At 62.0% G+C, this 12,592-nt stretch carries 12 protein-coding genes; 6 read left to right on the top strand and 6 right to left on the bottom strand.

Annotated elements, in window-relative coordinates:
* Positions 1 to 27 precede the first annotated feature (27 nt).
* Positions 28 to 1,608 (top strand): SulP family inorganic anion transporter, encoded by a 1,581-nt coding sequence (locus tag WN982_RS15095; protein WP_341312758.1) that lies wholly within the window; start codon positions 28 to 30, stop codon positions 1,606 to 1,608.
* A 120-nt stretch (positions 1,609 to 1,728) separates the two neighbouring features.
* On the opposite strand, the gene WN982_RS15100 is transcribed toward WN982_RS15095, so the two are convergent.
* The 6 genes from WN982_RS15100 to WN982_RS15125 all read right to left on the bottom strand — a co-directional run bounded on the left by WN982_RS15100 (position 1,729) and on the right by WN982_RS15125 (position 8,835).
* On the bottom strand, positions 1,729 to 3,276 hold the full coding sequence (locus WN982_RS15100) for a 2-isopropylmalate synthase (protein ID WP_341312759.1): 1,548 nt from the start codon (positions 3,274 to 3,276) through the stop codon (positions 1,729 to 1,731).
* A 378-nt stretch (positions 3,277 to 3,654) separates the two neighbouring features.
* The gene (gene pssA, locus WN982_RS15105; RefSeq protein WP_341312760.1) at positions 3,655 to 4,524 is read right to left on the bottom strand and encodes a CDP-diacylglycerol--serine O-phosphatidyltransferase; all 870 of its coding nucleotides are present in this window, start codon (positions 4,522 to 4,524) and stop codon (positions 3,655 to 3,657) included.
* Positions 4,525 to 4,547: 23 nt separating this feature from the next.
* Positions 4,548 to 5,186, bottom strand: coding sequence for a phosphatidylserine decarboxylase (locus WN982_RS15110; RefSeq protein WP_341312761.1), 639 nt, complete (start codon positions 5,184 to 5,186; stop codon positions 4,548 to 4,550).
* Between the two features lie 130 nt (positions 5,187 to 5,316).
* Positions 5,317 to 6,333 carry a ketol-acid reductoisomerase gene (ilvC, locus tag WN982_RS15115; RefSeq protein WP_341312762.1) on the bottom strand — a complete coding sequence of 339 codons (1,017 nt, stop codon included), beginning with the start codon at positions 6,331 to 6,333 and terminating at the stop codon, positions 5,317 to 5,319.
* Positions 6,334 to 6,467: 134 nt separating this feature from the next.
* Positions 6,468 to 6,959, bottom strand: coding sequence for an acetolactate synthase small subunit (gene ilvN, locus WN982_RS15120; RefSeq protein ID WP_007175629.1), 492 nt, complete (start codon positions 6,957 to 6,959; stop codon positions 6,468 to 6,470).
* 112 nt (positions 6,960 to 7,071) lie between these two features.
* Complete coding sequence (locus WN982_RS15125; RefSeq protein WP_341312763.1) at positions 7,072 to 8,835, bottom strand: acetolactate synthase 3 catalytic subunit; 1,764 nt, start codon at positions 8,833 to 8,835, stop codon at positions 7,072 to 7,074.
* A 352-nt stretch (positions 8,836 to 9,187) separates the two neighbouring features.
* Here WN982_RS15125 and WN982_RS15130 point away from each other — a divergent pair, with 352 nt between their 5' ends.
* The 5 genes from WN982_RS15130 to WN982_RS15150 all read left to right on the top strand — a co-directional run bounded on the left by WN982_RS15130 (position 9,188) and on the right by WN982_RS15150 (position 12,578).
* A complete protein-coding gene (locus WN982_RS15130) occupies positions 9,188 to 9,751 on the top strand; it encodes an RNA polymerase sigma factor (protein WP_341315800.1) in 564 nt (187 codons plus the stop codon).
* The gene (locus tag WN982_RS15135; RefSeq protein WP_341312764.1) at positions 9,748 to 10,176 is read left to right on the top strand and encodes a DUF3619 family protein; all 429 of its coding nucleotides are present in this window, start codon (positions 9,748 to 9,750) and stop codon (positions 10,174 to 10,176) included. Before WN982_RS15130 ends, WN982_RS15135 begins: the two co-directional genes overlap by 4 nt.
* Positions 10,177 to 10,192: 16 nt before the next feature.
* On the top strand, positions 10,193 to 10,945 hold the full coding sequence (locus WN982_RS15140) for a DUF3106 domain-containing protein (protein WP_341312765.1): 753 nt from the start codon (positions 10,193 to 10,195) through the stop codon (positions 10,943 to 10,945).
* Positions 10,946 to 10,980: 35 nt separating this feature from the next.
* Positions 10,981 to 11,502: an RDD family protein gene (locus tag WN982_RS15145; protein WP_341312766.1), complete on the top strand. Its 522-nt coding sequence runs from the start codon at positions 10,981 to 10,983 to the stop codon at positions 11,500 to 11,502.
* A gap of 134 nt (positions 11,503 to 11,636) precedes the next feature.
* Positions 11,637 to 12,578: a UDP-2,3-diacylglucosamine diphosphatase gene (locus tag WN982_RS15150; protein WP_341312767.1), complete on the top strand. Its 942-nt coding sequence runs from the start codon at positions 11,637 to 11,639 to the stop codon at positions 12,576 to 12,578.
* Positions 12,579 to 12,592 lie beyond the last annotated feature (14 nt).

Here is a 12,592-nt window from a genome sequence, read left to right on the forward strand (position 1 = left end):
GGCTCCTCAATTCACTGCACCGACACCATGAATCTTCGAGCTCTCTTCTCCACGTTCCAGCGCGATCTGTTTGCGGGCACGGTCGTTTTTCTCGTGGCGCTACCGCTGTGTCTGGGCATCGCCAACGCATCGGGCGTCGAGCCGTTTGCCGGGCTGGTGTCCGGCATCGTCGGCGGATTGGTGGTTGCCGTGCTGAGCGGTTCGCGGCTGAGCGTGAGCGGCCCCGCCGCGGGTCTGGTCGTGATCGTCGTCGACGGGATCGCGCAGCTCGGCAGCTTTGCCGCGTTTCTGCTGGCCGTATTGCTGTCGGGCGTCATCCAGTTCGGCTTCGGCATGCTGAAGGCCGGCCGGTTCGCCGCCTATGTGCCGTCGCCGGTGATCAAGGGCATGCTGGCGGCAATTGGCGTGCTGCTGATCGTCAAGCAATTCCCGCTTGCTCTCGGGCTGTTCGGGCCGCATGCGTCGCCAGTGTCACAAGTCGCCGCCCATGCGGCCGGCACGGTCGCGACGCCGTTCGGCTCGATATCGCTCGCCGCCTGCGCGATCACGCTGCTGTCGCTTGCCCTTCTGGCTGGCTGGGAAACCCGCGCGCTGCGCCGCTTCGCGCTGGTGCGTCTCATACCTGCGCCGCTCGCGGTGGTTTTGTTTGGCATCGGCGCGACCCTGCTGCTCGGCCTGCTGGCGCCGTCGCTCGCGCCGCCCGCCGAACATCGCGTCGCGCTGCCGCTCGTCGAATCGTTCGCCGCGTTGAGCGTCGCGTTGGAATGGGCCGACTTCGGGCCGCACTTCACGCAACTCGTGAACCCTGACGTCTGGCGGGTAGCCATCACACTGGCGATCGTCGCGAGTCTCGAAACGCTGCTCAGTCTCGAAGCGGTCGAGCAGATCGATCCACAACGGCGCGCCGCGCCGCCGGATCGCGAGTTGAAGGCGCAAGGCATCGGCAATCTGATCGCCGGCGCGATCGGCGGCCTGCCGATCACCTCGGTCATCGTGCGCAGTTCCGCCAACGTGCATGCGGGCGCGCAGAGCCGGCTGTCGGCGATCATCCACGGCGTTTTGCTGCTCGTCAGCGTGTTCGCGCTCACCAGCGTCATCAACCTGATTCCGCTTGCCTGCCTCGCCGCGATCCTGATCTTCACCGGCTTCAAGCTGGCCAAACCGTCGTTGTTCGTCGCTGTAGCCAGGCAGGGCTTCGCGCCGTTTGCGCCGTTCATTGTCACGCTGGTCGGTGTCCTGGCCACCGATCTGCTGATCGGCATCGTGCTCGGCGTTCTGTGCAGCGTGTTGATCGCGTTGTATGCGAACCTGCGCAGCCCGATCGTGCTCGCGCAACACGGCGATCACTATCTGCTGTCGTTTCGCAAAGATGTGTCGTTTCTCGGCAAGGTGCCGCTGAAGCACTATCTGCAACAGATTCCCGATGGCGCGACGTTGATCGTCGACGCGACGCGTGCCGATTTCGTCGATCACGATGTGCGTGAGCTGCTCGACGCGTTTGTCGCCGAAGCGCCACGGCGCGAGATCGCCGTTGAAGTGCGGCATCAGGTCCAGGCGCGGGCGCGCGCGGCGCGCGGCTGGTCGATGCGGCGGACTGCTGCGGAGTAGCCGTAACGCACGCGACGCATAAAACATGCGCCGCAAACAACGAAGCCCTGCGCTTTTCACGGCACAGGGCTTCGCATTACCTCATCGAATCAGGAACGCAATCAGCGCCCTGCTTCCTCGTCATTCCGAACGCTGCGGATTCAACTTATCCACGTTCGAATACAGCTTGTTGAGCGCCGAGATATAGGCCTTCGCGGAAGCCGCGACGATATCCGGATCGGTGCCTACGCCGTTGACGATGCGCCCGCTCTTCGACAGCCGCACGGTCACTTCGCCCTGTGCCTGCGTGCCGGTGGTAATCGCGTTCACCGAATACAGCAGCAATTCCGAACCGCTGCCGACTTCCGTTTCGATCGCATTGAGCGTGGCGTCGACCGGACCGTTGCCGCGCGCTTCGCCGGTCACTTCCTTGCCTTCGACCGAGAACACGATTTTCGCGTGCGGCTGCTCGCCGGTTTCCGAATGCTGCGACAGCGACAGGAACTTGTAGTGCTCCTTTTCCTGCGCCTCGGCCGATTCCTCAGTCACGATCGCGATGATGTCTTCGTCGAAGATTTCCGACTTGCGGTCGGCGAGTTCCTTGAAGCGCGCGAACGCGGTGTTCAGCTCGCCTTCGCTATCGAGCGCGATACCGAGTTCCTGCAGACGCTGCTTGAACGCATTGCGGCCCGACAACTTGCCGAGCACGATCTTGTTCGCGCTCCAGCCCACGTCTTCGGCGCGCATGATTTCGTAGGTGTCGCGCGCTTTCAGCACGCCGTCCTGATGGATGCCCGACGCATGCGCAAACGCGTTCGCACCGACCACCGCCTTGTTCGGCTGCACGACGAAACCGGTGATTTGCGACACCAGCTTCGAAGCCGGCACGATCTGCGTCGTATCGAGACCGATATCGAGGCCGAAGTAATCCTTGCGAGTCTTCACCGCCATCACGATTTCTTCAAGCGACGTATTGCCCGCGCGTTCGCCCAAACCGTTGATCGTGCACTCGACCTGACGCGCGCCGCCAATCTTCACGCCGGCCAGCGAGTTTGCAACCGCCATGCCGAGGTCGTTATGGCAATGCACGGAGAACACCGCCTTATGCGAGTTCGGAATGCGCTCGCGCAGCGTCTTCACGAGCTGGCCGTACAGTTCCGGCACGCCGTAGCCGACCGTGTCCGCGATATTGATGGTGGTCGCGCCTTCGGCGATCACCGCTTCGAGCACGCGGCACAGGAAATCCATATCCGAGCGGCTGCCGTCTTCCGGCGAAAACTCGATGTCGTCAGTGAACTTGCGCGCGAAACGCACCGCCAGCTTCGCCTGCTCGAACACCTGGTCCGGCGTCATGCGCAGCTTCTTTTCCATGTGTAGCGGCGACGTTGCGATAAATGTGTGGATGCGGAAACGATCGGCGGGCTTGAGCGCATCAGCGGCGCGCTGGATGTCTTTGTCGTTGGCGCGGGCGAGCGAACAGATCGTGCTGTCCTTGATCAGCCCCGCGATCGTGTGGATCGAATCGAAATCGCCGTTCGAGCTGGCTGCGAAGCCCGCTTCGATCACATCCACCTTCATCCGTTCCAATTGCTTCGCAATGCGGATTTTTTCTTCTTTCGTCATCGACGCACCGGGCGATTGTTCGCCGTCACGCAAGGTCGTGTCGAATATGATCAGTTTGTCGGCCATGTCGGGTCTCCTGAGGAGTCGGTCAATTGTGGGGATCGGATATTGGAATTCGGGTGTTTGCGCCACCGCTGGCGACGCTCAACCACAGACGAGGCAGACGGAGGGCAGAAAACGATAAGCGATCAGCGCGGTAGGCGCGCTAGCGCTGGCACGCTTAGCGACGCGCCGGCCTGGTGAGGCTCGTGTTGAAACGTGTCGAGAAGCGGGAACGCAGTCATCCGATGACTATAGCGGCATTCCCGCGATCGTGCAATTGGCGTCACACCTGCCCCTGAGCGGCTTGAAACACGGCCTGAACAACGAGAAACGGCAGCCCGAAGGCCGCCGCTTTTTCATCTTGCCGACATGCGAATGTGCTGCCGCGCTTACTTGCCAGGCTTACCTGTCGCGTTGCACCGAACGAGCCGGATTCGCCCTGCCCCGCACCGCCTGATAAGCCCAGAACGCATAGCCCGACAGACCGTACAGCACGAACAGACCGAACAGCATCAGCGGCGGATCGGACGACACCAGCACGAAGGCGACCACCACCAGCAGAATCACGCCGAACGGCACGCGATGCCGCACATCGAGCGCCTTGCCGCTGTAGAACGGCGCGTTCGACACCATCGTCACACCGGCGTAGATGGTCAGCACGAAAGCCACCCAAGGCAGCCACACCAGCTTGAGCGGCACGCGGTTGTCGGTCGCGAGCCACACAAAACCGGCGATCAGTGCCGCCGCGGCCGGACTCGGCATGCCTTGGAAGAAGCGCTTATCGACCACGCCGATGTTCGTATTGAAGCGCGCAAGACGCAACGCCGCCCCCGAACAGTAGACAAACGCTGCAAGCCAGCCCCAGCGGCCGAGATCCTTCAGGATCCACTCGTACATCACCAGCGCCGGGGCCACGCCGAACGACACCATGTCCGACAGGCTGTCGAACTGTTCGCCGAATGCGCTCTGCGTATGCGTCATGCGGGCGACGCGGCCGTCCATCCCGTCGAGCACCATCGCCACGAAGATCGCGATCGCCGCGACCTCGAAGCGCACGTTCATCGCCTGCACCACGGCGAAGAAGCCGCAGAAGAGTGCAGCGGTGGTGAACGCGTTCGGCAGCAGATAAATGCCGCGCCTTCTCAGGAACTGCTGACGCTGCGCACGCCGGCTATCGACTGCCGGCGACTCCGCCACGATCGGCTTGTTGCGGCGGAACGGACGCGGCAGCGGTCCATTGTTGCGGGGTCGACGCGGTTTGAATGCGGCCATCGGAAATCCTCCTTTGTGCCGCTTTATAGTTCAGCAAGGATCGTGGACGACGCGGAAACCTTCTCGCCGATCGACACACGCGGACGGCTGCCAACCGGCAGATACACGTCGACGCGCGAGCCAAAACGGATGAATCCATAACGTTGACCACGCGTGAGCGGCTCACCCGCTCGAACGTAGCAAAGAATTCGCCGCGCGATCAGACCGGCGATCTGCACCGACGTCACCGTCTGACCGCTAGCCATTTCGATCACCAGCGCGTTGCGCTCGTTTTCGAGCGAAGCCTTGTCCACCGCGGCATTCAGATAGGCGCCCGGAAAATATTCGACCTTCGAGATCGCACCATCCACCGGCGAGCGTTGCGAGTGGACGTTGAAGACGTTCATGAACACGCTGATTTTCAGCGCTTCACGGTTGGCATACGGATCATGCGCTGTTTCGACTGCGACGATGCGGCCGTCGGCCGGGCACAGCACGGCATTCGCCTGGGTAGGAATCGGGCGTGCCGGATCGCGGAAGAACTGCACGACGAAGATCAGGATCAGCCAGAACAGCCATGCAAAGCCGAACCCCGCGAAGGCATGGACCAGCAATGCTACGACGGCCGCGATGGCGATGAACGGCCAGCCTTCTCGCGCGATGATCGGATGAGGGTAATTCATGGATGGCTTCTGTATTTTTGTAAAACCGTAGGATAGCAAAAGCCGCCCAGGGTTCAGCACCCTTGGACGGCTTTTCGACATGTCCGGCGCATGCGACAGTGCGCCGCGCCGGTCAAGAGCAAAGACTAGCTTAGTTCTTCGACTGATCGACCAGCTTGTTCGCAGCGATCCACGGCATCATCGAACGCAGCTTTGCACCAACCGTTTCGATCTGGTGCTCGGCCGTCAGACGGCGGCGCGATTGCAGCGTCGGTGCACCGGCCTTGTTTTCGATGATGAAGCTCTTTGCGTACTCGCCGGTCTGAATGTCGGTCAGCACAGCCTTCATCGCCTTCTTCGTTTCAGCCGTCACGATGCGCGGACCCGTCACGTACTCGCCGTATTCGGCGTTGTTCGAGATCGAGTAGTTCATGTTCGCGATGCCGCCTTCGTAGATCAGGTCGACGATCAGCTTCAGTTCGTGCAGGCACTCGAAATACGCCATTTCCGGCGCGTAGCCAGCTTCCACCAGCGTTTCGAAGCCGGCCTTGATCAGGTCGACCGTACCGCCGCACAGCACGGCTTGTTCGCCGAACAGGTCGGTTTCGGTTTCTTCGCGGAAGTTGGTTTCGATGATGCCGGCACGGCCGCCGCCGTTCGCTGCCGCGTACGACAGAGCGATGTCACGTGCTGCGCCCGACTTGTCTTGCGCAACAGCGATCAGGTGGGGCACGCCGCCACCTTGCGAGTACGTACCGCGAACCGTGTGGCCCGGCGCCTTCGGCGCGATCATGATGACGTCCAGATCCGCACGCGGGATCACTTGACCGTAGTGCACGTTGAAGCCGTGCGCGAATGCGAGCGCAGCGCCTTGCTTGATGTTGGCGTGCACTTCCTTTGCATAGACTTCGGCGATCTGCTCGTCCGGCAGCAGCATCATGACGACGTCCGCGCCCTTGACGGCGTCGGCCACTTCCTTGACTTGCAGGCCGGCGTTCTCAGCCTTGCTCCACGATGCGCCGCCCTTGCGCAGACCGACCGTCACCTTCACGCCGCTTTCGCTCAGGTTCAGTGCGTGCGCATGGCCTTGCGAGCCATAGCCGATGATGGTGACTTGCTTGCCCTTGATGAGGGAGAGGTCGGCGTCCTTGTCGTAGAAAACTTTCATGTCGGTTCCTTGGCTAAATTCGGTAAAGTCAGTGAAATTCAAATACTGCGAATGTTGTGTTGCTTGGCCGGGCTTCTTGAAGGCACTGCCCGGCTTCGATCGCGACGGTTCGTTACCGCAACTCAGCTCGCGCGTCAAACCTTCAGAATGCGCTCGCCGCGGCCGATCCCCGAGCTGCCCGTGCGGACCGTTTCGAGAATCGCGGTGGCGTCGAGCCCTTCGATGAAGGCATCGAGCTTGTCGCTCGCGCCCGTCAGTTCGATCGTATAGGTCTTTTCGGTGACGTCGATGATGCGGCCGCGGAAAATATCCGACATCCGCTTCATCTCCTCACGTTCCTTGCCGACCGCCCTCACCTTGATCAACATCAGCTCGCGCTCGATGTGGGCGCCCTCGGTAAGGTCGACCACTTTCACCACCTCGATCAGGCGGTTCAGATGCTTCGTGATCTGTTCGATCACGTCGTCCGAGCCAATGGAGACGATGGTCATGCGCGACAGCGAACGGTCTTCGGTCGGAGCCACCGTCAAGGTTTCAATGTTGTAGCCGCGTGCCGAGAAGAGACCAACCACGCGTGACAACGCGCCCGGTTCGTTTTCCAGCAGGACGGAAATAATGTGTCTCATGTTTCGCTTCTTCCAGATGTTTTGTCGATGTATGCGAGCGGCTTCGCGCCGCTTCGTCCGCTTTCGCCCTTTGTGGAGGCGCGCATGACGAAGCCAACGCTAGAAACCGTCGTTATAGATCTTCCGAACCCATGAGCATCTCGGTGATGCCCTTGCCGGCCTGAACCATCGGCCAGACGTTTTCGGTCGGATCGGTCTGGAAGTCGAGAAACACCGTGCGATCTTTCAGGCGCAGCGCTTCTTTGAGCGCCGGCTCGACGTCCGCCGTGCGTTCGATACGCATGCCGACATGGCCGTACGCTTCAGCAAGCTTCACGAAATCCGGCAGCGCATCCATGTACGAATGCGAATAGCGCTTGCTGTATTCGATCTGCTGCCACTGGCGCACCATGCCCAGATAGCGGTTATTCAGCGAAATGATCTTGATCGGCGTCTCGTACTGCTTGCAGGTCGACAGTTCCTGAATGCACATCTGGATCGAGCCTTCGCCCGTAATACAGAGCACGTCGTCGTCCGGGTGCGCCATCTTCACGCCCATCGCCGCCGGCAGGCCGAAGCCCATCGTGCCGAGACCACCGGAATTGATCCAGCGGCGCGGCTTGTTGAAGCGATAGAACTGCGCGGCCCACATCTGGTGCTGGCCGACGTCGGAACAGACGAAGGCATTGCCATCGGTCAGTTCCCACGCCTTTTCCACCACGTATTGCGGCTTGATGATGTCGCTCTTGCGATCGAACTTCAGGCAGTCTTTCGCGCGCCAGGCTTCGATGTCCTTCCACCAGTCGGCAAGCGCCGCGGTGTCGGGGCCATGTTCGGCCGTTTGCAACTGCTCGATCAGCTCCTTGAGCACTTCCTTCACGTCGCCGACGATCGGAATGTCGACCTTGACGCGCTTGGAGATGGAAGAAGGATCGATGTCGATATGGATGATCTTGCGCGGCTGCGACGCGAAGTGCGCCGGGTCGCCGATCACACGGTCGTCGAAACGCGCGCCGATGGCGATCAGCACGTCGCAGTGCTGCATCGCCATGTTGGCTTCGTACGTGCCGTGCATGCCGAGCATGCCGAGGAATTTCTTGTCGCTCGCGCGGTAGCCGCCCAGACCCATCAACGTGTTGGTGACCGGGTAGCCGAGCAGATCGGCGAACTGGTTCAGCTCACGCGATGCATCCGCGAGGATGATGCCGCCGCCGGTGTAGATGTACGGGCGCCTGGCCGACAGCAGCAAGGCAACCGCCTTGCGGATCTGGCCGGAGTGACCTTTCGTGACCGGGTTGTACGAGCGGAGCGTTACCGTCTTGAGCGGTTCGTACTGGCAAGGCGCCTTCGACACGTCTTTCGGAATGTCGATCAGCACCGGGCCGGGACGGCCGGTACGGGCGATATAGAAAGCTTTCTTGACGGTAGCGGCGAGGTCGCGCACGTCCTTCACGAGGAAGTTGTGCTTCACGCAAGGGCGCGTGATGCCGACCGTATCGCACTCCTGGAACGCATCCTGGCCGATCGCGGCGGTAGGCACCTGGCCGCTGATCACCACCATCGGGATCGAATCCATGTAGGCGGTGGCAATGCCGGTCACCGCATTGGTGACGCCGGGGCCGGAGGTCACGAGGCATACACCGACTTTGCCGGTGGAACGCGCATAGGCGTCGGCGGCGTGGACTGCGGCCTGCTCGTGGCGCACGAGGACGTGCTGGAATTTGTCCTGCTTGTACAGCTCGTCGTAAATGTAAAGTACCGAGCCGCCGGGATAGCCCCACACAAACTCGACGTCTTCGTCGGCCAGTGCCTTCATGAGCACGGTGGCGCCGATAGAGTCAGCTTCAGGAGGGGAAGTCGTATCCGACGTGGAGAATTCCGCGCTGGGCATATTCATAATTCACCTTTCGAATTTTCGGCAAAAAATTGATCGGGTGCTCTCTGCCGGGCTTGTGGCTCGGGTTCAAGCGGCGCGTCCAGTTGACAGGTGAGCTTCTTGGGCCACACCTCAATTGAGACAAGTCACTTATGTTGCGAACCAGCGACGATATCTGCAGAAGGCCGCGCGGTCAAGCAAATATTGCCCTGGCGCCCTGCCCCCGTATCTCTTTATTGAGCGAAAGTTTGTTATAGAGATGCAAGGTAGGTCACGTTTCGCCCCAGCGGCGCAAAAGTTTGTTAGCATCCGCGAGTTTTACGACATTTTTCGACCGATTACGCGCACGCTCGCTGCGCCGACCCCCAAACGGATGGCATCAGACAAGGAACTCGCCGATTTTCTGGCGGGCGTCGAAAGGCGCGCATTCAAGCAGACGGTCTACGCCGTGCGGGACGACGACGCCTCGCTGGATATCGTGCAGGACGCGATGATCAAGCTCGCCGAAAAATATGGCGACCGTCCGGCCGCCGAACTGCCGCTATTGTTTCAGCGTATTCTCCAGAATGCGATGCACGACTATTTTCGTCGGCAGAAAGTGCGCAATACTTGGGTTAGTCTGTTTTCGTCGCTCGGCAACCCCGATGACGACGAATTCGACCCGCTCGAAACATTCGAGGCCCAGCAAGGCTCGGCGGGCTCCGAGAGCAACGAGCAGAAGCTCGAACGCGAACAGGTCTTACAGTTAATCGACGACGAGATCCAAAAATTACCGGCACGTCAACGGGAGGCGTTTCTCATGCGTTATTGGGAAGATATGGATGTCGCCGAGACTGCCGCCGCGATGGGCTGCTCCGAAGGCAGTGTGAAAACGCACTGCTCGCGGGCCACCCACACGCTGGCGCAAGCGCTCAAGGCTAAAGGAATCACGCTATGAGCTCCCTCGAAACTAAAGAACTCGAGTTCGCCCGGCAGGTACGCCGCGCGCTCGACGAAAACGCCGCCAGCATTCCGTCCGCAACAGTCGATCGACTCGCTGCGGCGCGCCGCGCGGCGCTTGCCCGCAAGAAGCCCGAAACAGTGAGCGCGCCGGTGTTCGTGCCCGCATTCGCCGGTGCCGGCATGCCGGCCGGTATGCCACAACTCGAAGCCCCGCAGCGCCGCCGTTCGCCGCTGCGCCGCTTTGCGCTCGCCTGGCCGCTCGTGGCGCTGGTCGTCAGCCTTGTGGGCATCGCCTACTGGGAAGACCAGCAGCACACCGCCGAACTCGCCGATATCGATGCCGCAATGCTGAGCGACGATTTGCCGCTCAATGCGTATCTCGACCACGGCTTCAACGCGTACCTATCGCGCGCGCGCTGAGCGGGAGATTCCTCGGGTGAGTTACAAGCGCGGCTTGGCCGTTGTTTTCGGATGTGCGATTGCGGCCCTGGTGTCGTTCGCCGCAACGTATCCGCGCTTTTATCCGAGCCCGTCGACCGCCGCCGCGCCTGCCGCTGGCGGAGCGACCGCCAAAGCGCCTGCCCCGACCCTCGCTGTCGATTTGCCCAGCCTGCCTGGCAGCAACAGTCCGTTGGCATGGGCGCGTCTGACTACCGCCGAGCGCGTGGCGCTGGCGCCGTTCGCCAGCCAATGGGACTCCTTCAGCGACGAACGCAAGCGCAAATGGATCAAGATAGCGTCGCGTTACTCGAAGTTATCACCCGATGCGCAAAAACGCCTGCATGACCGGATGGCTGAATGGGTGCGCATGACGCCCGATCAGCGGCGCGTCGCACGCGAAAACTACCAGGTGTCGAAGGAATTGCCGCGCGAGACACGCCAGAACGCGTGGAAGGCCTACCAGCAACTGCCCGAAGAACAGAAGGAGCGGCTCGCCGCCAGCGAGCGCAAACGGCGGCCCAGCGTAGTCAGCGCGCCGCCGTCGGGCAGGACCGAAATCAAGGGGCTCGATCGTTTGGTCAATGCGCGTGAGCATGGCGCGAGCAGCGCCGCAGCGGTGAGCGCCGCGGCTGGCGCGTCGTTGCCGAGCCCGGACATGCCCGCCATTCCCGCCGCGGGAAGCTTCGTGCCCGCCACGCCGGTACCGGTCTCGCCCTCCGAGGCGCCGTCGATCTTCAACGGCTCCTGATTGGAGCCCGGCCCCGTTCACAGCCCCCAGCCCCCGTGCCCCAGCCGCTCACGACCTTCGCGCTACCCGCCGACGCCTCCGGCACCGTCCCCACCGTGCGCCGGCGCCTCGCCGCGCTGCTTTACGAAGCCGTGATCCTGTTCGGCGTCGTGTTTATCGCCGGTTATCTGTTCAGCACGTTGACGCAGCAGCGCAACGGCCTGACCCATCACAACATTCTCGCGGCATGGATCGGCCTGGTGGTCGGGCTGTACTTCGTCTGGTTCTGGACCCACGGCGGGCAGACCCTGCCGATGAAAACCTGGCGCCTGCGCGTCGTCGCCGCTGACGGTGCGCCGCTCTCCACCGGCCGCGCGATCGTCCGCTATGTGCTGGCCTGGCTGTGGCTTTTGCCGCCGCTCGCGTTGCATCCGCTACTGGGTCTCGCCGTGCCGCAGACGCTCGTCATCGCCGCTATCTGGTTCGTGCTGTGGGCCGCTACCGGCCGCGTCGACCCGCAGCGCCAATTCCTGCACGACCGGCTCGCCGGTACACGCGTGATCGGCGTCACGCGCTGACCCAACGGATTTCCCGGCAATTCACGCTGCCGCCTTTTCCAACTCCCACGCAGTAATAAGAACTTCTTGTGACTGTCACGGCACGGTCACGCGCAACTGGCGCAATACGGGCACCGCAACTCGACGCGTGAGCCATGGACCCCAAAACGTCCGCGACTTCCATGTTCCGCCAGACCGGCCCGAGCGTCGACCCCGTCGCGTTCCACCCGGAACCCAACCATAGCCACGGACGGCCGTTGCCTGCGCCGTCGTTGCCACACGACGCGCACGCCGGCCATCACGACGAAGAACACACCGAATCGCACCGCTACCGCACCATCTGGCTGTCCGACATCCACCTGGGATCGAGCGGCTGCCAAGCGCCCTATCTGCTCGACTTCCTGCGGCACAACGAGTCGGAATATCTGTATCTCGTGGGCGACATCATCGACGGCTGGCAGCTGAAGAAAGGCTGGTACTGGCCGCAGGCGCACAACGACGTGGTGCAGAAGATTCTGCGCAAAGCGCGCAAAGGCACCCAGGTCGTCTACGTGCCCGGTAATCACGACGAAGCCGCGCGTCAGTTCTGCGACCTCGCGTTCGGCGATATCCACGTGCGCGGCGAAGCGTTCCACACGACGCTCGCCGGCAAGCGCTTGTGGATCGTCCACGGCGATCTGTTCGATGGCGTGATCCAGCACGCCAAGTGGCTCGCCTATCTCGGCGACACGCTCTACACAATGATCCTGATCCTGAACCGCTGGTTCAACCGGATCCGCAGCCGGCTCGGCTTTCCGTATTGGTCGCTGTCGCAATACCTGAAGCATCAGGTGAAGAACGCGGTGAATTTCATTTCGTCGTTCGAGCGCGTGATGACCGACGAAGCGCGCCGCCGCGGCTGCGACGGCGTGGTCTGCGGCCACATCCACAAAGCCGAGATCCGCGAAATCGACGGCGTGCTGTATTGCAACGACGGCGACTGGGTCGAAAGCCTGTCGGCACTCGTCGAGACGTATGAAGGCGAACTCAAGGTGATCTACTGGACCGTGATGCGCGCCCCGGAAGTCGGTGTGCAAAAGGCCCGGGCGACCGCGTAGTCCCTCTTAACTTC

The sequence above is a fragment of the Paraburkholderia sp. IMGN_8 genome, assembly GCF_038050405.1.
Classification (GTDB): domain Bacteria; phylum Pseudomonadota; class Gammaproteobacteria; order Burkholderiales; family Burkholderiaceae; genus Paraburkholderia.

Coding starts and splice junctions, on each gene's coding strand:
- WN982_RS15095 (WP_341312758.1), top strand. CDS start 28: ATGAATCTTCGAGCTCTCTTCTCCACGTTCCAGCGCGATCTGTTTGCG.
- WN982_RS15100 (WP_341312759.1), bottom strand. CDS start 3,276: ATGGCCGACAAACTGATCATATTCGACACGACCTTGCGTGACGGCGAA.
- pssA (WP_341312760.1), bottom strand. CDS start 4,524: ATGGCCGCATTCAAACCGCGTCGACCCCGCAACAATGGACCGCTGCCG.
- WN982_RS15110 (WP_341312761.1), bottom strand. CDS start 5,186: ATGAATTACCCTCATCCGATCATCGCGCGAGAAGGCTGGCCGTTCATC.
- ilvC (WP_341312762.1), bottom strand. CDS start 6,333: ATGAAAGTTTTCTACGACAAGGACGCCGACCTCTCCCTCATCAAGGGC.
- ilvN (WP_007175629.1), bottom strand. CDS start 6,959: ATGAGACACATTATTTCCGTCCTGCTGGAAAACGAACCGGGCGCGTTG.
- WN982_RS15125 (WP_341312763.1), bottom strand. CDS start 8,835: ATGAATATGCCCAGCGCGGAATTCTCCACGTCGGATACGACTTCCCCT.
- WN982_RS15130 (WP_341315800.1), top strand. CDS start 9,188: ATGGCATCAGACAAGGAACTCGCCGATTTTCTGGCGGGCGTCGAAAGG.
- WN982_RS15135 (WP_341312764.1), top strand. CDS start 9,748: ATGAGCTCCCTCGAAACTAAAGAACTCGAGTTCGCCCGGCAGGTACGC.
- WN982_RS15150 (WP_341312767.1), top strand. CDS start 11,637: ATGGACCCCAAAACGTCCGCGACTTCCATGTTCCGCCAGACCGGCCCG.